This window comes from Streptomyces sp. NPDC005706, assembly GCF_040631045.1.
Taxonomy (GTDB): domain Bacteria; phylum Actinomycetota; class Actinomycetes; order Streptomycetales; family Streptomycetaceae; genus Streptomyces.
The window spans coordinates 1-20,155 of record NZ_JBEXYS010000020.1 but is presented as its reverse complement, the minus strand read 5'-3'; the positions used below and the strand labels follow the sequence as shown (position 1 = coordinate 20,155).

Here is a 20,155-nt window from a genome sequence, read left to right as displayed (position 1 = left end):
GGGCCGGTTGGCACCGGCCGACGCCCCACTGCCCATGCGCGCCCCGCACCCGGAGCCCGTGCTGGACATGGCCGTGCCGGTGTACAACGAGCAGACGGATCTGGAGCCGAACGTGACGCGGCTGCACGCGCACCTGCGGGACACCTTCCCCTACCCGTTCCGCATCACGGTCGCCGACAACGCCAGCACGGACCGCACCCCGCGCATCGCCGCCGCCCTCGCCGGCGAACTGGCGGAGGTGGAGTGGATACGGCTGCCCGAGAAGGGACGCGGACGAGCACTGCGCGCGGCGTGGTCGGGCTCCCGGGCGCCGGTGCTGGCGTACACCGACGTGGACCTGTCCACCGGGCTCGCCGCGCTGCTGCCGCTGGTGGCACCGCTCATCTCGGGCCACTCGGACCTGGCCATCGGCACCCGGCTCGCGCCCGGTTCACGGGTGGTGCGCGGCCCCAAGCGGGAGATCGTCTCGCGCTGCTACAACATGCTGCTGCGCCGCACGCTGGCGGTGGGCTTCTCGGACGCGCAGTGCGGTTTCAAGGCGGTGCGGCGTGATGTCGCCCAGCGCCTGCTGCCCCTGGTGCGGGACGGGGAGTGGTTCTTCGACACCGAGCTGCTGGTGCTCGCCGAGCGGGCCGGGCTGCGGATCCACGAGGTGCCGGTGGACTGGGTCGACGACCCCGACAGCCGGGTCGACATCCTGGCCACCGCGCTGGCCGACCTGCGCGGGATCGCCCGGCTGCGGCGTGCGCCGGGCCGCCGTCGCCGGACCCGGGCGGGCGCCGTATGAGCACGACGCTGCACCACGTCCCGGCGCCGGCGCGGGAGCCCGTGCCGGCGCTCCGGCGGCGTCTGCGCGCCGCCGCCCGCCACCACGGACCGGTCCTCGCCTGCTACGGCGTCCTGAAGCTCGTCGGCTTCTGCTCGTTCATGTACCTGCTCGACTCGGCCGGTGACTTCCGCGGGAAGCATCCACGGTTCGGCGGCGGAGCGCACGCCTGGGACGTCCTGGCCACCTGGGACGGCTGGTGGTACCAGCAGATAGCGGTGCACGGCTACGACCCGAGACTCGTGCACATCCCCGGCGCCACCGGCCTGATCACGCTGGAGGGCAACTCGGCGGCGTTCTTCCCGCTCTACCCGGCGCTGATGCGGCTGGTCTCCGCGGTGACGGGACTGGGACCGTACGGCGCCGGCCTGCTGGTCTCGATCGCCGCCTCGTTCGTCGCCGCGCTCGGGATCTACGCCGTGGCCGACCTGTTCGGCGGCCGGCGCGCCGGTCTCGTGGCGGCGGGCCTGTGGGCGGTCTGGCCGGGCTCCGGCGTCGAGTGGGCGGTCTACTCCGACTCGCTGTACGTCGCTCTGGCCGCCTGGACCTGCTACGCGGTCATGACCCGGCGCTGGCTCACCGCGGGGGTCCTCGCCTTCGCGGCCGGCCTCAACCGCCCCACGGCCGCGGCCCTGATCGCCGCGCTGGGGGTGGCCGCCCTTCTCGCCGTGCGCGACAGGCGCGACGGCGTGCTGCGTCCGCTCCTCGCCATGGCCCTGGCCCCGCTGGGCCTGCTCGGCTACCTGGGCTGGGTGGGGCACCGGATGGGTGACTACGGCGGCTACTTCACGCTCCAGTCGGGCGCCTGGGCCCACCGGTTCGACTACGGCGCGCAGACCCTCGACGTGCTCACCTCCGTCCCCGTGGGTCACTTCACGTATCTGTCGGCGTGGCCCTTCGCGGACGTCATCTCGGTCGGGGTCGTCCTGCTGGCGTTCGCCCTCGTCCCGCTGCTGCTCCGGCTCCGCCCCCCGGCGGTGCTCGTCGTCCACACCGTGCTCACGCTCGCCCTGGTCCTCGGCAGCCAGCAGATCTTCGCGAACGTCTCCCGCTACCTGCTCCCCTGCTTCCCCCTGTTCGTCCCCCTGGCCGTCGCGCTGCGCCGCCTCCGTCCGCGCCTGCTGTTCACCCTGTTGGGCGTCGCGGCCCTGGCCTCCGGCTCGTACGCCGGATACGCCCTGTTCGAGCTCGGGGTCCCGTAGCCGGTCCGGCGGCCTCGAACGCCCGAAGCCGCAGGTCGTAGGTCCAGCGGCGGAGCCGGGTCCGGCCAAAACTCGGTGGGCGATGTCAGTGGCGATCCGTAGGCTCACTCCTGATGCCCACGACACGTGCAACCACCGCAGAAGAAGTCCGCCCCGAGCGGTCGGCCGTCCGCACCCTGCTGCGCCTGTGGCCGTACGTGCGGCCCGTGCGGGCGCGGCTGTTCACGGCCGCGTTCGTCGCGATAGTGGCCTCCTGCGTGGGCCTGGTGATCCCGCTGGTGCTGAAGTGGATGGTCGACGGCCCGGTCGCCGACCGGACCCCGGCGGGCGTCTGGCTCGGCGCGCTGTGCCTGCTGCTGCTCGGCATCGCCGAGGCGGTCCTGTTCGGCATAAGACGCTGGCTGGTGGCCCGGCCGCTGTCGCACGTCGAGGCGGAGCTGCGGGCGGCCCTGTACCGCCGGCTGCAACGGCTGCCCGTGTCCTTCCACGACCGGTGGGCGTCCGGCCAGCTCCTCTCCCGGGCCACGACCGATCTGATGCTGCTGCGCATGTTCCTGGCGTTCCCGCTGACCTTCCTGCTGGTCAACGGCGTGACGATCCTCGTCGGTGTGGTGATCATGCTGATGCAGGACTGGGTGCTCGGCCTGGTCGTCCTCGGGCCCGCGATTCCGGTGCTGTGGACCTGTGTGGTCTTCGAGCGGCGCTACGCCGAGGTGGCACGGCGCGCCCAGGACCAGGTCGGCGATCTGACCACGGTCGTCGAGGAGAGCGTGCTCGGCATCCGCATCATCAAGGGCTTCGGCCGGCACCGCAGCCAGGCGCGGGCGTTCCACGAGCTGTCGGGCCGGCTGCGCGGCACGGAACTGCGCAAGGCGCGGCTGCTGGCCGCCATCTGGGGCGTCATCGTGACGCTCCCGGAGCTGGCGATCGGCGCCGCGCTGGTGGTCGGCGCGCTGCAGGTGGCCGACGGCGAGCTGTCCGCGGGCACGCTGGTCGCCTTCCTGAGCACGGCGCTCGCGCTGCGCTGGCCGGTGGACTCCATCGGCTTCCTGCTGGCCATGAGCCAGGAGGCGGCGACCGCCACCGAGCGGTACTTCGAGGTGATGGACGAGGAACCGGAGAGCGCCGGGGCGCCGGCGGTCGGCGCCGGCGCCGGGTCCGAACCCGGACTGCGCTTCCACGACGTCCGGTTCCGCTACCCCGACGCGCCCCCGGACTCCCCGCCCCTGCTCGACCGAATCGACCTGCACGTCCGCCCCGGTGAGTCCATGGCCCTGGTCGGGGCCACCGGCAGCGGCAAGACGACCCTGACCGCGCTCGTCCCACGGCTGCACGAGGTGACCTCGGGCCGCATCAGCCTGAACGGCGTGGACATCGCCGCCATGCCCCGTGAGGAGCTGCGCGCCAGGGTCGCCGTGGCCTTCGAGGAACCCACGCTGTTCTCGGCGTCCGTCGGCGAGAACGTGCTGATGGGCGCGGCGGACGGCGCCGGCGAGGCGGACCTGGACCGGGCGCTCGCGGTGGCCCAGGCCGATTTCGCGCACGCGCTGCCGCAGGGCACCGGCACCCAGGTCGGCGAGCAGGGGCTGAGCCTGTCCGGCGGGCAGCGCCAGCGCCTGGCCCTGGCGCGCGCGGTGGTCGGCCGGCCGGAGTTCCTGGTGCTGGACGACCCGCTGTCCGCGCTGGACGTGCACACGGAGGCCGCCGTGGAGGCCGCGCTGCGGCAGGTGCTGGCGGACACCACCGCGCTGATCGTGGCCCACCGGCCGTCCACGGTGCTGCTCGCCGACCGGGTCGCCCTGCTGTCGGGCGGCCGGATCGCCGCCGTCGGCACCCATCAGGAACTGCTGCGCACGAACGCCGAGTACGCGCACCTGATGTCGGGCGCGGCGGCCGGGGACCGGGAGGACCACCGATGACCAGCACGACGACCGCCGCCCCGGCCACGGAGGACGACGACCGGCCGCCACGGACGCGGGACACCGGCGACGGCGACCCGTTCGACCACGACGTCCTGCCCGCCCCGCCCGGTGCGACGGCCGCGCTGCTGCGCTCGCTGCTCGCGCCCATGAAGTCCCGGGTCGCCGTCACCACGCTCCTGCTGCTGCTCCAGCAGGCGGCCGTGCAGGCGGGCCCGCTGCTGGTGGCGTACGCCCTCGACAACGCCGTTCCGGCGTTCCGGGACCACGACCACGGGCCGCTGATCGCGGTGGGCGCGGGCTATCTGCTGTGCGCGCTGCTCTCCGGCGGACTGCAGTTCGCGTTCATCGAGGCCTCCGCGCGGGTCAACCAGGACGTGCTGCTGGATCTGCGGGGCCGGATCTTCCGGCACGCGCAGGCCCTCAGCGTCGACTTCCACGAGCGGTACACGAGCGGCCGCCTGATCTCCCGCTCCACGACGGACGTCGAATCGCTGCGCGAGCTCCTCGACGAGGGGCTGCAGGAGTTGGTGACCGTCGTGCTGTCCTTCGTCTACATCGCGGCGATGCTGCTGTGGCTGGATCTCGGCCTCGGCGCGGTCGCGGTGGCCTCCTTCGTGCCGCTGTACCTGCTGGTGCGGATGTACCAGCGGCGCGCGGGGCGGGTGTACCGGGCGCGGTCCACGGCCATCGCGTCGGTGATCGTGAAGTTCGTGGAGACGATGAACGGCATCCGCCCGGTGCGCGCCTTCCGCCGGGAGGCGGCGAACGACGCCGAGTTCGCCGTGCTGAACCAGCGGCACGAACGCACCAACGGCGACGCCCTGCTGGAGATGGCCCGTTACGTGGTCGGCTCCCGCCTGGTGGCCAACACCGCGGTCGCCGGAATCGTACTGTGGGGCGCCTACCGGGTGGCGTCCGGCTCGCTGGAGCTGGGTGTGCTGGCGGCGGCCGTGCTGTACCTGCGGCGGCTGTACGACCCGATCGACCGGCTCGGCATGTTCCTGAACTCCTACCAGTCCGCGGCCGCGTCCCTGGAGAAGATCGCCGGGCTGCTGGCGCAGACGCCGTCCGTGCCGGAGCCGTCGGAGCCGCGCGAACTGCCGCCCCTGAAAAGCGAGTTCCCGGGCCGCGAGGTGGTCTTCGACGGTGTCCGCTTCGCCTACCGCACCGGCGGCGAGGTGCTGCCCCGCTTCGATCTGACGCTGCCTGCCGGGCAGACCGTCGCCGTCGTCGGCTCCACGGGCGCCGGCAAGTCGACGCTGGCCAAGCTGCTCGCCCGGTTCTACGACCCGTCCGACGGGCGGGTGCTGCTCGACGGGGTCGACCTGCGCGAACTGGGGATGCCCGAGCTGCGGCGCGGGGTGGTCATGGTGACGCAGGAGGCGTTCCTGTTCTCCGGTACGGTGGCGGACAACATCGCGATCGGCCGGCCCGAAGCCGCGCGGGAGGACATCGAGCGGGCCGCGAAGGCGATCGGCGCGCACGAGTTCATCAGCGCTCTGCCCGACGGCTACGACACGGACGTCCGCAAGCGCGGCGGCCGCATCTCGGCCGGACAGCGCCAGCTCGTCGCGTTCGCCCGCGCCTTGCTGGCCGATCCGGCGGTCCTGATCCTGGACGAGGCGACCAGTTCCCTGGACGTTCCGGGCGAGCGCGCCGTGCAGCGGGCCATGGCCACGGTGCTGCGCGGCCGTACCGCCGTGGTGATCGCGCACCGGCTGTCGACCGTGGAGATCGCCGACCGGGTGCTGGTGATGGAGCACGGCCGGATCGTCGAGGACGGCAGCCCGGGCGAACTCATCGCGGGCACCGGCAGGTTCGCGGATCTGCACAAGGCGTGGCGGGACAGTCTGGCGTAGCGGGACGGACGGGACGGGGGCGGCAGGTTGATCGACGCGTACGAGGATCCGGGCACACCCGACGTCCGCGGCGGCTGGCACTTCCTGGGCTGGCTGGTGCTGCGCCAGCGGGTGCGGTCGCTGGTGGGCGCGCTGCTGGGCAGCGTGTGGATGGTCCTGATGGCCGCGCAGCCGTATCTGATGGCGCGGGCGGTGGACGACGGTCTGGTGCCCGGCCGGACCGGGGTGCTGGCCGCGTGGGCCGGCGTGATGCTGGTGGTCGGCGGGGTGAACTCCTGGGTGAGCATCATGCGGCACCGCACCATGACCCGGGTGCGGATGGACGCCAACTTCCGCACGGTGAAGCTGGTCGTGGAGCACGCGGCGCGGCTGGGGGCGGCGCTGCCGCGCCGGGCCGGGGCCGGGGAGGTCGTCACCATCGGGGTCGGTGACGTGCAGACCATCGCGCAGGCGCTGACCGTGGTCGGGCCCGGGGTGGGCTCGCTGGTGGTCTACGTGGTGGTGGCCGGGGTGCTGCTGTCCATCTCGGCACCGCTCGCCGCCGTGGTGCTGCTCGGGGTGCCGGTGATCGCGCTGCTCACCGGGCCGCTGACGCTGCGGCTGCAGGGCGCGGAGGGCGAGTACCGGGAGCGCCAGGGCGTGCTGGCGGCCCGTATCGGGGATCTCGCGGGCGGGCTGCGGGTCCTCAACGGCTTCGGTGGCAAGGGGCTGTTCGCGGACGCCTTCCGCCGGGACTCGCAGCGGCTGCGCGCCCAGGGGTACCGGGTGGGGGCGGTGGCGAGCTGGGTGCAGGCGCTGGGCATGGGTGTGCCCACGCTGTTCCTGGCGGTGGTGACCTGGCTGGCGGCGCGGCAGGCGGCCGAGGGCGGCATCAGCATCGGTGAGCTGGTGTCGGTGTACGGCTATGTCGCGGTGCTGATCGTGCCGGTGGCTTTCTTCATCGAGCTGACCTACCAGCTGAACCGGGGTGTGGTGGCGGCCCGCCGCGTGGTGGCGCTGCTGCGGCTGGAGCCGGAGCCGGACGAGGGCCCGCTGCCCGCGCCGGACGGTCCGGCCGAACTGCACGACCCGGCGTCCGGGGTGCGGGTTCCGGCCGGCCGGCTGGTCGCGCTGGCCGCCGCGCGTCCCGCCGAGGCGGCGGCGGTGGTGGACCGGCTCGGCCGGTACGGGGCGACCGACGCCACCTGGGGCGGGGTCCGGCTGGACGCGGTGCCGCTGGCCGAGGTGCGGTCCCGGATCCTGGTCGCCGACAACGAGGCGGACCTGTTCGCCGGGCCGCTCAGGGAGACGGTGGCCACCGCGGAGCCGGCCGATGAGGCCGCGCTGCGCCGGGCGGTGTACGCGGCCGCCGCCGAGGACGTCGTACGGGGGCTGCCGGACGGTGCGGACTCGGCCGTCGCCGGGCAGGGCCGCAGCCTCTCCGGCGGCCAGCGGCAGCGGATCCGGCTGGTGCGGGCGCTGCTGGCCGACCCCGAGGTGCTGCTCGCCGTGGAGCCGACCTCGGCGCTGGACGCGCACACGGAGGCCACCGTCGCACAGCGGCTGCGGACGGCGCGCGAGGGCCGTACGACGGTGGTGACGAGCACTTCGCCGCTGGTGCTGGACCGCGCGGACACGGTGCTGTTCCTGTCCGACGGCAAGGTGGCGGCCGGCGGCCCGCACCGGCGGCTGCTGGCCGAGGAGCCGGGCTACCGGGCACTGGTGGCGCGCGACGTCGAGACCACCGAGAACACCGAGAACACCGAGAACACCGAGAACACCGAGGAGGCCGTACGGTGACGGCGGGTGAGGGGCTGCTGCCGGTCGCGGCCCGGGCCGGGGTACGGCGGGCGACCCTGCGGCTGGTGCGGGCCGACGGGCGGGCGTTCGCCGCCGCGCTGGTGCTCAACGCGCTGGCGGCCGCGGCGGGGCTGGCCGGGCCGTGGCTGGTCGGGCGGATCATCGACGAGGTCCGGGCGGGGCACGGGGTGGACGCGGTGGACGGGCCCGCGCTGCTGATCCTGGTGTGCGCGCTCGCCCAGTTGCTGCTGGCGCGCTGGGCGCGGTACGTGGGACACCGGTTCGGGGAGCGGACGCTGGCCCGGGTGCGCGAGGAGTACGTCGACCGGGTGCTGGCACTGCCCGCGTCGGCGGTGGAGCGGGCCGGCACGGGTGATCTGACCGCGCGCGGCACGGCCGATGTGGCGACGGTCGGCACCACCCTGCGGGACGTCGGCCCGGAGCTGCTCGTCAGCACCGTGCAGGCGCTGTTCGTGCTGGGCGCGGTGTTCGCGCTCGATCCGCTGCTGGGCCTGTTCGGCGTGGTGTGCCTGACGCCCATCTGGCTGGCGCTGCGCTGGTATCTGCGCCGGGCCCGGGACGGTTACCTCGCCGAGGGCGCGGCCAACTCCGAGGTGGCCGAGATCGTGGCGTCGACGGCGGCCGGGGCCCGCACGGTCGAGGCGTTCCGGCTGCGCGGGCGGCGGATCACCGCGAGCCGGGACGCGCTGGAGCGGTCCCGCCGGGCCCGCTTCCACACCCTCTACCTGCGGACCGTGTTCTTCCCGGCGGTCGAGGTGACGTACACCGTCCCCGTGGTGGGCGTGCTGCTGCTCGGCGGCTGGCTGCACCAGCGCGGGGCGGTGGGGGTCGGCGCGGTGGTGGCGGCGGCCCTGTATCTGCGGCAGTTCACGGAGCCGCTGGACCAGATCCTGATGCGGGTGGAGCAACTGCAGAGCAGCGGCGCCTCGTTCGCGCGTGTGGAGGGTCTGGCGCAGGCCCCCCGGACGGATCCGGGAGCCGCCTGCCCGGCCCCGGAGGACGACCGGATCGACGTGCGCGGGGTGCGGTACGCCTACGAGCGGGGCGGTGAGGTGCTGCGCGGGGTGGACCTGACGGTGCGGCCGGGCGAACGGCTGGCCGTGGTCGGCCCGTCCGGCGCCGGGAAGACGACCCTCAGCAGACTCCTCGCGGGCATCGACACCCCCGGGGCGGGCTCGGTGACGGTCGGCGGGGTGCCCATCGCGTCCCTGGAACCGGAGCTGCTGCGCCGCCAGGTCGTCCTGGTCACCCAGGAGCACCACGTGTTCCTCGGCACGGTCCGGGACAACCTACTGATCGCCGAACCGGACGCCACGGACGACGCGCTGTGGGCGGCCCTGACCGCGGTGGGCGCCGACGACTGGGTGCGCGGCCTGCCCGCCTCGCTCGACACCGTGCTCGGCCCGAGCGGCCACCCCACCGACGGCTCCCGGGCCCAGCAACTGGCGCTGGCGCGCGTGGTGCTGGCCGACCCCCACACCCTGATCCTCGACGAGGCCACGGCCCTGCTCGATCCCGGCACCGCCCGCCACGCCGAACGCGCCCTGGCCGCGGTCCTCGAGTCCCGTACGGTCATCGCCATCGCCCACCGCCTTCACACCGCGCACGACGCGGACCGGGTGGCCGTGATGGAGGACGGCCGGCTCAGTGAACTGGGCACGCACGAGGAGCTGGTGCGGGCGGACGGTGCGTACGCGTCCCTGTGGCGGACCTGGCACGGGGACGGCGCGGCGGACTGATCCGGCGGGACGCGGGCGGCCCGTGACGGTGCGTACGGCTGCACGGCCGCGCCCCTGTACGGCCGGCGTCCCCGCTCGGCACGGCCGGGCCGCGTCCCCGCACGACCTGGCCGGGCCGTGTCCCGTCGCACGGCCGATGGTTCGTATACCGAACACGAATATCCGGACTACGTACGATTTCCGGCCAAGTTCGTGACGTGGTCCTGACAGGTCAGGTGATTCCCTGTCACTCTTCACAACGGTCGGCTCACAGCGAACGCACAGCTTCGCACGCACCGGGTGAGCCCGCCGCGCACCTGCACGTGGTTCCGCGTAACGCCCTGTTCTGCCCGGACGTCCCAACCCACCGTCCGGTCTCCCCTGGCCGCGCGACCCGCGGTCATGCAGAAGGAGTCAGTGTTGAGCAGCACCTCTCGCAGACGCACCCCCCACACCGGGCACCACCGCACCGCCACCGTCGCCCTCGCCGGCGTCGCCGCCCTGATCGCCGCGGCCGTCCAGTCCGGCGCCGCGACCGCCGCCCCCGCCCAGCCGCGGGCCGGCAAGGTCAATCCGGCCCATGTCGCGCTCAAGCTCACGCCGTCGCAGCGCACCGAGCTGATCCGGCACGCCGACGCCCAAAAGGCCGCGACGGCCAGGGCGATCGGCCTGGGCGCCAAGGAGAAGCTGGTCGTCAAGGACGTCGTCAAGGACGCCGACGGCACCCTGCACACCCGCTACGAGCGCACCTACGCCGGACTGCCGGTGCTCGGCGGCGACCTCGTCGTCGACACGGCCGGGTCCGGTGCCCCGAAGTCGGTCGTCAAGGCCACCCGGGCCACGCTGAGGATCGCGGACCTCACCCCGTCCGTGTCGAAGGCCGCGGCCGAGAAGCAGGCCGTCCAGCGGGCCAGGAGCCTCGGCGGCACCCGGTCGGCGGCGGACAGCGTGCGCAAGGTCGTCTGGGCCGGCTCCGGCAAGCCCGTCCTCGCCTACGAGACGGTCGTCGGCGGCCTCCAGGACGACGGCACCCCCAACCAGCTCCACGTCGTCACCGACGCGGCCACGGGCAAGAAGCTGTTCGAGTACCAGGGGATCAAGAACGGCATCGGCAACACCCAGTACAGCGGCCAGGTCACGCTGACCACGACCCAGTCGGGCTCGAACTACACGCTGACCGACGGGGCGCGCGGCGGCCACAAGACGTACAACCTGAACCACGGCAGCTCGGGCACCGGCACGCTGTTCTCCCAGACCAACGACACCTGGGGCAACGGCACCACGTCCAACGCCGCCACCGCGGGCGCGGACGCCCACTACGGCGCCGCGGTCACCTGGGACTTCTACAAGAGCACCTTCAACCGCAGCGGCATCAAGAACAACGGCGTCGGCGCCTACTCCCGCGTCCACTACGGCAACTCGTACGTGAACGCCTTCTGGGACGACAGCTGCTTCTGCATGACCTACGGCGACGGCTCCGGCAACGCCGACCCCCTGACCGCCCTCGACGTCGCCGGGCACGAGATGAGCCACGGCGTCACCTCCAACACCGCGAACCTGAACTACAGCGGTGAGTCCGGCGGCCTGAACGAGGCCACCAGCGACATCATGGGCACCGGCGTGGAGTTCTTCGCCAACAACTCCTCCGACGTCGGCGACTACCTCATCGGCGAGAAGATCGACATCAACGGCGACGGCACCCCGCTGCGCTACATGGACAAGCCCAGCAAGGACGGCGCGTCCAAGGACAGCTGGTACTCGGGGATCGGCGGCGTCGACGTCCACTACTCGTCCGGCCCGGCCAACCACTTCTTCTACCTGCTGAGCGAGGGCAGCGGCGCCAAGGTCATCAACGGCGTCAGCTACAACTCGCCGACGGCGGACGGCCTCCCGGTCACCGGCATCGGCCGGGACAAGGCGCTGCAGATCTGGTACCGGGCGCTGACCACCAAGTGGACCTCCACCACCAACTACGCGGGCGCGCGCACCGGCACGCTCGCGGCGGCCGGCGAGCTGTACGGCACCACCAGCGCCGAGTACAAGGCCGTGCAGGACGCCTGGGCGGGCGTGGCGGTCGGTGCACGTTCCGGCGGCGGCGGGGGCGGCGGCACCTCGTACGAGAACACCACCCCGGTGCCGATACCGGACAACGGTCCCGCCGTCACCTCGAGCATCACCGTCTCCGGCAGGAGCGGAAGCGCGCCGAGCAACCTCCAGGTGAGCGTGGACATCACGCACACCTGGCGCGGCGACCTGGTGATCGATCTGGTCGGCCCGTCGGGCGCCTCGTACCGCCTGAAGAACCGCTCCTCCTCCGACTCGGCGGACAACGTGCAGGCGACCTACACGGTCAACGCCTCCTCCGAATCGGCCAACGGGACCTGGAAGTTGAAGGTTCAGGATCAAGCCACATATGACACGGGCAAGATCAACAGCTGGAAGCTGACCTTCCCGTAAACCGCTCGCCACGAGCCGGAAAACAGGGCGTCGTCCGGGGGTTCGCACCCTCGGGCGGCGCCCGTTTACATAGCTGAAACGATTATCGGACAGATGCATTTGAGCCAACATCACATCAGGGTCATGACATGTACGCGCCCCTGATGCCACTCTTCCCTCACCGCCGCAGCAACAGCACAGCAACTTCCCACCACACCTCCGGACAGTGACCCCACGCTGACCGGACTCCCCCACGAGAAGGAGCTTCTGTGAGCCCCCTCTACGCGCGTCGCAAGCGCACCACTCTGGCCGTCGCCACCGCTGTCGCCGCCGGAGCCCTGCTTTCCACTGGTCTGACCACCAGTGCCAGCGCCCAGAGCGCGGCCGAGGCCGCCGCCGCCAAGCCGCTTGCGGCCGCCCCGACCCAGCTCTCCGCCGCGGCGCGCACCACGCTGATCCAGCAGGCCCAGGCCGGCGCCGCCGGCACCGCGCAGGAGATAGGCCTCGGCGCCAAGGAGAAGCTGGTCGTCAAGGACGTCGTCAAGGACGCCGACGGCACCGTGCACACCCGCTACGAGCGCACCTACGGCGGGCTGCCCGTCCTCGGCGGCGACCTCATCGTCCACACCGCCAAGTCCGGCAAGGCCGAGGGCGTCACCAAGGCCAACAAGTCGGCCGTGAAGGTGGCTTCGCTCAAGCCGCAGATCACCGCCGCCAAGGCGGAGAAGCAGGCCGTGGGCGCCGCCAAGACGCTGGGCTCCGCCAAGACCACGGCGGACGGCGCGCGCAAGGTGATCTGGGCCGGCTCCGGCAAGCCCGTCCTCGCCTACGAGACGGTCGTCGGCGGCCTCCAGGAGGACGGCACCCCGAACCAGCTGCACGTCATCACCGACGCGGCCACGGGCAAGAAGCTCTACGAGTACCAGGGCATCGAGAACGCGACCGGCACCGGCAAGACCCTGTACTCCGGCACCGTCAGCCTCAACACCAACCTGTCGGGCTCGACGTACCAGCTGTACGACACCTCGCGCGGCGGCCACAAGACGTACAACCTGGCCCGTGGGACCTCCGGCACCGGCACCCTGTTCACCGACGCCGACAACATCTGGGGCACGGGCGCGGCCTCCAGCTCCTCGACGGACCAGACGGCCGCCGCGGACGCCGCCTACGGCGCGCAGGAGACCTGGGACTTCTACAAGTCCACCTTCGGCCGCAACGGCATCAAGAACAACGGTGTCGGCGCCTACTCCCGCGTCCACTACAGCAGCGCCTACGTCAACGCGTTCTGGGACGACAGCTGCTTCTGCATGACCTACGGCGACGGCAGCGGCAACACCCACCCGCTGACCTCGCTGGACGTGGCCGGCCACGAGATGAGCCACGGTGTCACCTCCAACACCGCGGGCCTCAACTACAGCGGTGAGTCCGGTGGCCTGAACGAGGCCACCTCGGACATCTTCGGCACGGGCGTGGAGTTCTACGCGGCCAACAGCTCGGACGTCGGTGACTACCTCATCGGCGAGAAGATCAACATCAACGGCAACGGCACCCCGCTGCGCTACATGGACAAGCCCAGCAAGGACGGCGGCTCCGCCGACTACTGGTCCTCCACCGTGGGCAACAAGGACGTGCACTACTCGTCCGGTGTCGCGAACCACTTCTTCTACCTGCTGTCCGAGGGCAGCGGCTCGAAGACGATCAACGGCGTGACGTACAACTCGCCCACCTACAACGGCTCCACGGTGACCGGCATCGGCCGCGCCAAGGCGCTGCAGATCTGGTACAAGGCGCTCACCACGTACATGACCTCGACGACGAAGTACTCGGGCGCCCGCACGGCGACCCTGAACGCGGCGTCGGCCCTGTACGGCTCCACCAGCACCGAGTACAAGACGGTGGCCGCGGCCTGGGCGGCGGTCAACGTCAACTAGTCGCAGCAGAACCGGACGAGGGCGGTACCGGGGCGCTTGCCCCGGTACCGCCCTCCCCTTTCGCCCCGGCTCCCTGGCCGGAAGCCGACGTTCACCGAGCCGGACGTTTCGGCGCCGCACAACGGGCACGACCCGGAGGTTCGCACCTCCGGGCCGTGCTCGTACGCATTTCCGAGGCCGTTACCGGACAGCCGTTTTCCGGCCAACATCACTGGGGGGCATGACATGTACGCGCTCTCCACGCCAGGCTGTCCCCACCGCCGCGGCACCACAGCACCTTCACAGCACGACACTCCTGTCGGCCCCCACGCCGGCCGGAGACCCCCCACGAACAAGGAGCTTCAGTGAGCCCCGTTCACGCGCGCCAAAAGCGCACCAAGCTGGCCATCGCCACCGCGGTAGCGGCCGGCGCCCTGATCACCACCGGTGTGGCCCTCAACGCCAACGCCGACACCCCGCACGGATCCACCACCGCCGGCTCCCTGTCGGCCGCCCCGGTCCAGCTCTCCGCCGGGGCCCGCACCACGCTGGTCCAGCAGGCCCAGGCCGGCGCCGCCGGCACCGCGCGGGAGATGGACCTCGGCGCCAAGGAGAAGCTGGTCGTCAAGGACGTCGTCAAGGACGCCGACGGCACGGTGCACACCCGCTACGAGCGCACCTACGGCGGACTGCCCGTCCTCGGCGGCGACCTCATCGTCCACACCGCCAAGTCCGGCAGGTCCGAGGGCGTCACCGAGAACACCAAGGCCGCCATCGAGGTCGCCTCGCTCACGCCGAAGATCGCCACCGGCAAGGCCGAGTCGCAGGCGCTGACCGCCGCCAGGTCGGCCGGTTCGGAGAAGACGGCCGCCGACACGACACCGCGCAAGGTGATCTGGGCGGCCGAGGGCAAGCCGGTCCTCGCCTACGAGACGGTCGTCGGCGGCCTCCAGGACGACGGCACCCCGAACGAGCTGCACGTCGTCACCGACGCCAACACCGGCAAGAAGCTGTACGAGCACCAGGCCGTCGAGACGGGGTCCGGCAAGACCCAGTACTCGGGCACGGTGACGCTCGGCACCAGCAAGTCCGGTTCCAAGTACCAGCTCAAGGACACCTCGCGCGGCGGTCACCAGACGACCAACCTGGCCCGCAAGACCAGCGGCAAGGGCACGCTGTTCACCGACGCGGACGACGTGTGGGGCACGGGCAGCGCCTCTTCCTCGCCCACCGACCAGACGGCCGCCGCCGACGCGGCCTACGGCGCCCAGGTCACCTGGGACTTCTACAAGAACACCTTCGGGCGCAGCGGCATCAAGAACGACGGCAAGGCCGCGTACTCCCGCGTCCACTACGGCAGCAACTACGTCAACGCCTTCTGGGACGACAGCTGCTTCTGCATGACCTACGGCGACGGCGAGGGCGACAACCACCCGCTGACCGCGCTGGACGTGGCCGGCCACGAGATGAGCCACGGCGTCACCTCCAACACCGCCGGCCTCGAGTACAGCGGCGAGTCCGGCGGCCTGAACGAGGCCACCAGCGACATCTTCGGCACCGGCGTGGAGTTCTACGCCAAGAACGCCACCGACAAGGGCGACTACCTCATCGGTGAGAAGATCGACATCAACGGTGACGGCACCCCGCTGCGCTACATGGACAAGCCCAGCAAGGACGGCGGCTCCGCCGACTACTGGTCGGCCGGCGTCGGCGACAAGGACGTGCACGAGTCCTCGGGCGTGGCGAACCACTTCTTCTACCTGCTCTCCGAGGGCAGCGGCGCGAAGACGATCGACGGCGTCAAGTACGACTCGCCGACGTCCGACGGCTCCAAGGTCACCGGTATAGGCCGGGACAAGGCGCTGAAGGTCTGGTACAAGGCGCTCACCGAGTACATGACGTCGACCACCGACTACAAGGGCGCCCGCAAGGCGACCCTGAGCGCGGCGTCGGCCCTGTACGGCGCCTCCAGCACCGAGTACAAGACGGTCGCGGCCGCCTGGACGGCCGTCAACGTCAAGTGACGACGGCCCGGTGAAGCTGGGCGGTACCCGGTCGGAAGTCGTCCCGGGTACCGCCCTACCCTTTTGACCCATGCCCCAGGCGCCCTTCACCTACGAGCCGGTCGGCGCGACACGCGACGACCTGACCGTCTGCCCGCCCGGTTTCCACCCGATGCTGGTCCGTACCCGCCTCGGCGAGGGAACGGCCGTCTTCAGTCGGGCCGCCGAGGCGGTCCTCACCTGGGAGATGCACCGCGCCATGGGCGTGGGCATCGACGCCGGCGCCGACCGCGCCGCCCCCGGTGTGGACGTCACGGTCACCCTGGCCGGCGTCATCAAAGCCCCCTGCCGTGTCGTCTGGACCGCCGAGGAACCCCGGCGCGCGGGCTGGGCCTACGGCACCCTCGAAGGCCACCCCGAGTGCGGTGAGGAGGCCTTCGTGGTCGACCGTACGGGTGACGGCACGGTCTGGCTGACCGTCGCCGCCTTCAGCCGCGCGCAGAAGTGGTACGCCCGCGCCGGCGGCCCCGCCACCCGGGGCTTCCAGCGCGCCTACGCCCGCCGCTGCGGCACCGTCCTGAAGCGCCTGTGCGCCGAGTACGACGAGGCCTGAGCGACGCACCGCCCGCCGGAGCCGCGCGCCCTCAGCGCAGCAGCACCCCCGCTCCCTCCGCCGTGTCCTGCGAGGGCACCGTCACCAGGCCCAGTTCGGCCGCCGAGGTGAGGAGACGGTGGGCCGGGAGGATGCGCACGGTGTAGCCGTAGGGTCCGGTGCGGTCCAGGGAGAGCGGGCCCTCGTAGAGGCGGCGGCCCTCCAGGTCGGGGCTGCCGGTCGGCTTCAGCGGCACCGCCGTGGCCTCGGTGATGCGGTCCTCCGCGTCCACCCGGCCCGAGACCGCCTGCACCTCCACGTCGTCCGGCTCCAGCTCGCCCAGTCCCACCCGTACCCGCAGCCCCACGGTCGTGCCCAGCTCCGCGGTGGCCGTCGTGGCCGTCGTCTCCACGTGGTCGACGCTCACCCCGGGCCAGGCGGCCCGCACCCTGGCCTTCCACGCGGCCAGTTCACGGGCCGTGTCCGGGGTCAGCGCCCGGTGCGACTGGGCGGCGGGGGCGTACAGACGGTCCACGTACTCCCGGACCATGCGGCCCGCCAGCACCTTCGGGCCGAGCCGGCCGAGGGTGCGGCGGACCATCTCGATCCAGCGGTCGGGCAGTCCGCCCCGGCCGCGCTCGTAGAAGCGCGGGGTCACCCGCTGTTCCAGCAGGTCGTAGAGGGCGGCGGCCTCGATGTCGTCCCGGCGGTCGGGGTCGGTGCCGGCGCCGTCCGCCGTCGGGACGGCCCAGCCGAAGTCCGGCTGGAACCACTCGTCCCACCAGCCGTCCAGCACGGACAGGTTGAGGCAGCCGTTGAGCGCCGCCTTCATCCCGGAGGTGCCGCAGGCCTCCAGCGGGCGCAGCGGGTTGTTCAGCCAGACGTCGCAGCCCGGGTAGAGCTTCTGCGCCATCGCCATGCCGTAGTCGGGCAGGAAGACGAGGCGGTGGCGCACGCGCGGGTCGTCGGCGAACCGCACCAGCTCCTGCACCAGCCGCTTGCCGCCGTCGTCCGCCGGGTGCGCCTTGCCCGCGACGACGATCTGGATCGGCCGCTCCGGGTGCAGCAGCAGCTCCATCAGCCGGTCGCGGTCGCGCAGCATGAGGGTCAGGCGCTTGTACGACGGGACGCGCCGGGCGAACCCGATGGTGAGCACGTCGGGATCGAGGACGCCGTCGATCCAGCCCAGTTCCGCGTCCCCGGCGCCACGCTGCCGCCAGGAGGCGCGCAGCCGCTCCCGCACCTCGGTCACGAGCTGTTCGCGCAGGGTGCGGCGCAGCTCCCAGACGTCCTGGTCCGCGATGTCCGCCACCGAGTCCCAGCGCTCGGAGCCGCCGACGGCCAGCGCGTCCTCGGCCCGCTGGGAGCCGATCTGCCGGGCGCCGAGCCGGAGCACCTCCGGGGCCACCCAGGTCGGGGCGTGCACCCCGTTGGTCACCGAGGTGATCGGCACCTCCTCGGCGTCGAACCCCGGCCACAGGCCCGCGAACATCTCCCGGCTGACCTGTCCGTGCAGCAGGGACACCCCGTTGGCCCGCTGGGCCAGCCGGAGGCCCATGACGGCCATGTTGAACAGGTTCGGCTCGCCGCCCGGGTAGGTCTCCATGCCCAGGGCCAGGATCCGCTGCACGTCGATGCCCGGGAGTTCGGAGTCCGGGCCGAAGTGCCGGGCGACCAGCTCCCGGTCGAACCGGTCGATCCCGGCCGGGACCGGGGTGTGCGTGGTGAACACGGTGCCGCCCCGGACGGCCTCCAGCGCCGCGTCGAAATCGAGCCCCCGCGCGCACAGTTCGGCGATCCGCTCGAGACCGAGGAAACCCGCGTGCCCCTCGTTGGTGTGGAACACCTCGGGCTCCGGGTGGCCGGTGAGCCGGCAGTAGGTGCGCACGGCCCGGACACCTCCTATGCCCAGCAGCATCTCCTGCAGCAGCCGGTGCTCGCTGCCGCCGCCGTACAACCGGTCGGTCACCCCGCGTTCGCCGAGGTCGTTCTCCTCCACGTCCGAGTCGAGCATCAGCAGCGGCACCCTGCCGACCTGCGCCAGCCAGATGCGGGCGTGCAGCGCCCTGCCCCCGGGCAGCGCGAGCGAGACCTGGGCCGGGGTGCCGTCGGCCTCCTTCAACTGGGTGACGGGCAGCTCGTGCGGGTCGAGCACCGGATAGTGCTCCTGCTGCCAGCCGTCCCGGGACAGGCTCTGGCGGAAGTAGCCGTGCCGGTAGAGCAGCCCCACCCCGATCAGCGGCACCCCGAGGTCGCTGGCCGCCTTGAGGTGGTCGCCGGCGAGGATGCCGAGGCCGCCGGAGTACTGGGGCAGCGCGGCCGTGATGCCGAACTCCGGGGAGAAGTAGGCGACCGCGGCGGGCAGTCCGTCGCCCTGGTGCTGGTACCAGCGGTCGCCGGCCATGTAGTCGCCGAGGTCGTCCACGACCGCGGTCAGCCGGCGCAGGAAGCGCCGGTCGGCGGCCAGCTCGGCCAGCCGGGCCGGGCGCACTCCGCCCAGGAGGCGCACCGGGTCACCCTTGGCCGACGCCCACCGCTCGGGGTCGACGGACTGGAACAGGTCGCGCGTTTCCGCATGCCAGGACCAGCGCAGATTGCGCGCCAGGTCGCTCAGCGGCCGGAGGGGTTCGGGGAGAACGGGACGGACGGTGAACCGACGGATCGCCTTCACATCTCACCTCGGACGCGTTGCGTGGTGTGAGACGCACGGCGCTGTACGTCTCGTCGTCCCTGTCGACGGTAGTGGTTACCGGGGGGTCGGTGGGGACGTACCGGGACGGGTGTCGGGGCGCGCCGGGGTCACGGGGAGGGGGTGCCGGGGGCGTGGAGCCGCGGTCGGCGGGCACCCGGAAAAGAGGGCCGGTCTTGAACGTAGACATACGCGCGAGTAGTTAACAAAGTGCCGGATTGCCCACCCGATACGGATGGGAAGGCTCCCCCGGTACGCCCCACAGCGGCACCACAGCACGAACGCAGGACCCACCTCCCCATATTCATCCGCCCACACCCACGTTGACGCGGACAGGAGCGGTCATGCCCGCCACGCACCACTCGTCGTCACCACCGACCAGCAGGACAGCCGGCAAGAAGACCTCGGGCAGGAAGGCCGGGAAGCCGGCGGAGAACCTCCACGATCCCGGCCCGCCCCAGCAGCGCACCGCCCCGGCCGGGTCGACGGCCGTCGGACGCGTCCCCGTCCTCGACGTGCGCCCCGTGGTCCAGCACGGGCGCCGGCCCGCCAAGGCCGTGACCGGCGAGGCGTTCGAAGTGTCGGCCACCGTGTTCCGCGAGGGACACGACGCGGTCGCCGCGAACGTCGTGCTGCGCGATCCGGAGGGCCGGCCGGGCCCCTGGACCCCGATGCGCGAACTCGCCCCCGGCACCGACCGCTGGGGCGCCACCGTCACGCCGGGCGAGCCCGGCCACTGGACCTACACGGTGGAGGCCTGGTCGGACCCGGTCGGCACCTGGCGGCACCACGCACAGATCAAGATCCCGGCGGGCATCGACACCGACCTGGTCCTCACCGAGGGCGCACAGCTGTACGAACGGGCGGCCGCCGGAGTGCCGGAGGAACGGCGCGAGACCGTCCTGGAGGCCGCCGCGGCGCTCCGGGACGAGGGCCGTCCGGCCGCCTGGCGGCTGGCGGCGGCGCTGTCTCCGGAGGTGGAGGGGGTGCTGTCCCGGTATCCGCTGCGGGAGTTGGTGACGGCGTCCGAGGCGATGCCGTTGCTGGTGGAGCGGGAGCGGGCGCTGTACGGCTCGTGGTACGAGTTCTTCCCCCGCTCCGAGGGCACCGCTGAGCGGGCGCACGGCACGTTCCGCAGCGCCGAGCGGCGTCTCGCGGCGATCGCGGAGATGGGCTTCGACGTCGTCTACCTGCCGCC

Annotated in this window: 11 protein-coding genes and 1 pseudogene; 11 read left to right on the top strand and 1 reads right to left on the bottom strand. The window is 72.4% G+C overall.

The genetic code is table 11. The features are described 5' to 3' along the window. Positions 1–34: 34 nt before the first annotated feature. The 10 genes and pseudogenes from ABZ478_RS26735 to ABZ478_RS26690 form a co-directional block, all read left to right on the top strand. Positions 35–739 (top strand): annotated as a pseudogene (locus ABZ478_RS26735) (dolichyl-phosphate beta-glucosyltransferase); the annotation flags it as partial. Between the two features lie 44 nt (positions 740–783). Next, entirely contained in the window at positions 784–2,028 is a 1,245-nt protein-coding gene (locus ABZ478_RS26730) for a glycosyltransferase family 39 protein (RefSeq protein ID WP_359553195.1), read from the top strand. A 113-nt stretch (positions 2,029–2,141) separates the two neighbouring features. Further along, the gene (locus ABZ478_RS26725; protein ID WP_359553194.1) at positions 2,142–3,947 is read left to right on the top strand and encodes an ABC transporter ATP-binding protein; all 1,806 of its coding nucleotides are present in this window, start codon (positions 2,142–2,144) and stop codon (positions 3,945–3,947) included. Next, positions 3,944–5,809 (top strand): ABC transporter ATP-binding protein, encoded by a 1,866-nt coding sequence (locus tag ABZ478_RS26720; protein WP_359553193.1) that lies wholly within the window; start codon positions 3,944–3,946, stop codon positions 5,807–5,809. The genes ABZ478_RS26725 and ABZ478_RS26720 overlap by 4 nt, the downstream gene beginning before the upstream one ends. Before the next feature lie 27 nt (positions 5,810–5,836). Continuing rightward, positions 5,837–7,588, top strand: a complete 1,752-nt coding sequence (locus ABZ478_RS26715; protein WP_359553192.1) for an ABC transporter ATP-binding protein — start codon at positions 5,837–5,839, stop codon at positions 7,586–7,588. Beyond that, on the top strand, positions 7,585–9,348 hold the full coding sequence (locus tag ABZ478_RS26710; protein WP_359553191.1) for an ABC transporter ATP-binding protein: 1,764 nt from the start codon (positions 7,585–7,587) through the stop codon (positions 9,346–9,348). The genes ABZ478_RS26715 and ABZ478_RS26710 overlap by 4 nt, the downstream gene beginning before the upstream one ends. A 381-nt stretch (positions 9,349–9,729) precedes the next feature. Next, complete coding sequence (locus tag ABZ478_RS26705; RefSeq protein WP_359553190.1) at positions 9,730–11,784, top strand: M4 family metallopeptidase; 2,055 nt, start codon at positions 9,730–9,732, stop codon at positions 11,782–11,784. 248 nt (positions 11,785–12,032) lie between these two features. Further along, positions 12,033–13,694 (top strand): M4 family metallopeptidase, encoded by a 1,662-nt coding sequence (locus tag ABZ478_RS26700; protein ID WP_359553189.1) that lies wholly within the window; start codon positions 12,033–12,035, stop codon positions 13,692–13,694. Between the two features lie 344 nt (positions 13,695–14,038). Further along, the gene (locus ABZ478_RS26695; protein WP_359553188.1) at positions 14,039–15,697 is read left to right on the top strand and encodes a M4 family metallopeptidase; all 1,659 of its coding nucleotides are present in this window, start codon (positions 14,039–14,041) and stop codon (positions 15,695–15,697) included. A gap of 70 nt (positions 15,698–15,767) precedes the next feature. Continuing rightward, entirely contained in the window at positions 15,768–16,289 is a 522-nt protein-coding gene (locus ABZ478_RS26690) for a DUF1990 domain-containing protein (RefSeq protein WP_359553187.1), read from the top strand. 31 nt (positions 16,290–16,320) lie between these two features. On the opposite strand, the gene ABZ478_RS26685 is transcribed toward ABZ478_RS26690, so the two are convergent. Next, positions 16,321–18,939, bottom strand: a complete 2,619-nt coding sequence (locus tag ABZ478_RS26685; RefSeq protein ID WP_359553186.1) for a glycosyltransferase family 1 protein — start codon at positions 18,937–18,939, stop codon at positions 16,321–16,323. Between the two features lie 362 nt (positions 18,940–19,301). Between ABZ478_RS26685 and ABZ478_RS26680 the strand changes: the two genes are divergently transcribed. Then, a partial coding sequence (locus tag ABZ478_RS26680) for a maltotransferase domain-containing protein (protein WP_359553185.1) occupies positions 19,302–20,155 on the top strand: 854 nt, incomplete at its 3' end.

Coding starts and splice junctions, on each gene's coding strand:
- ABZ478_RS26705 (WP_359553190.1), top strand. CDS start 9,730: ATGCAGAAGGAGTCAGTGTTGAGCAGCACCTCTCGCAGACGCACCCCC.
- ABZ478_RS26690 (WP_359553187.1), top strand. CDS start 15,768: ATGCCCCAGGCGCCCTTCACCTACGAGCCGGTCGGCGCGACACGCGAC.
- ABZ478_RS26720 (WP_359553193.1), top strand. CDS start 3,944: ATGACCAGCACGACGACCGCCGCCCCGGCCACGGAGGACGACGACCGG.
- ABZ478_RS26725 (WP_359553194.1), top strand. CDS start 2,142: ATGCCCACGACACGTGCAACCACCGCAGAAGAAGTCCGCCCCGAGCGG.
- ABZ478_RS26730 (WP_359553195.1), top strand. CDS start 784: ATGAGCACGACGCTGCACCACGTCCCGGCGCCGGCGCGGGAGCCCGTG.